The organism is Kineococcus glutinatus, assembly GCF_039542765.1.
GTDB classification, from domain to species: domain Bacteria; phylum Actinomycetota; class Actinomycetes; order Actinomycetales; family Kineococcaceae; genus Kineococcus_A; species Kineococcus_A glutinatus.
Map to the genome: position 1 here is coordinate 1 of NZ_BAABIL010000909.1, position 1,223 is coordinate 1,223.

The following is a 1,223-nucleotide window of genomic DNA, read 5'->3' on the forward strand; positions in this document are numbered from 1 at the left end:
ATCGCGGCGGTGCTGGCGCTGGCCGCGGCCGCCGCGCGGGCCCGCGTGGCGGAGGCGGCCGCGGGCGGCGACACCGCGGTGGTGCCGGGTGCCGTCTCGGGCATGACGCACGCCTGGCTGCTGACGGGTCCGCCCGGGTCGGGGCGCTCGACGGCGGCGCGGGCCTTCGCGGCGGCCCTGCAGTGCGAGGACACCGCCGGGGCGCCGGGCTGCGGGCGGTGCCACGGCTGCCGCACGGCGCTGTCCGGCGCGCACGCCGACGTGGACCTGTTCGCCACGGAGAACCCGGTCATCCGGCGCCAGGACGTCGAGCCGCTCATCGGCGTCGCCCAGCGCCGCCCGACGCTGGGGCGCTGGCGGGTGGTGGTGGTGGAGGACGCGGACCGGTTCAACGACTCCTCCGGCAACGCGCTGCTCAAGGCGATCGAGGAGCCGCCGCCGCGGACGGTGTGGCTGCTCTGCGCGCCCAACCCGGACGACGTGCTGCGCACGATCCGCTCCCGCTGCCGGCACGTGGCGCTGCGGGTGCCGCCGGCGGCCGCGGTGGCGGAGCTGCTGCAGCGCCGCGACGGGGTGGACCGGCGCACGGCGGAGTTCGCGGCCCGCGCGGCGCAGGGGCACATCGGTTTCGCGCGCCGGCTGGCCCGCGACGAGGAGGCCCGCACCCGCCGGCTGGAGGTGCTGCGGTTGCCGGTGCGGGCCGCGAGCGTCCCCGAGGCCGTCGTGGCGGCCGGTGAGCTGCACGACGTGGTGCAGCAGGAGGCGACGGCGGCGGCCGCCGAGCGCGACGCCGCCGAGCGCGCGGCGCTGCTGCGGGCGCTGGGGGCCGAGGACGCCTCGACGCTGCCGCCGGCGGTGCGGGCGCAGGTGCGCCAGCTGGAGGAGAACCAGAAGCGGCGGGTGCGCCGGCAGCAGACGGACGCGTTCGACCGCGCCCTGGTGGACCTGCTGGGCCTGTTCCGAGACGTGCTCGTCGTGCAGCTGGGGGCCGCTGTGGAGCTGGTCCACGGCGACCAGCGCGCCGAGGTGGAGCGGCTGGCGCGGGCGAGCACCCCGGAGGAGACCCTGCACCGCATCGACGCCGTCCGCACCGCCCGCACCCGGCTGGCGGGTACCGCGGCCCCGCAGCTGGCGCTGGAGGCGACGGCGCTGGCCCTGCTGCCCGCCGGGCTCCACGCCCCGGGCGGCCGCGGGTGAGGGGCGCGGGGGTGCTCCGCCCGGCG

At 79.7% G+C, this 1,223-nt stretch carries 1 protein-coding gene; it reads left to right on the forward strand.

Going from position 1 to position 1,223, the window contains the following annotated elements; translation table 11 throughout:
* Complete coding sequence (locus ABEB16_RS22505; protein ID WP_345714373.1) at window positions 1-1,197, forward strand: DNA polymerase III subunit delta'; 1,197 nt, start codon at window positions 1-3, stop codon at window positions 1,195-1,197.
* The last annotated feature ends 26 nt before the right edge of the window (window positions 1,198-1,223 follow it).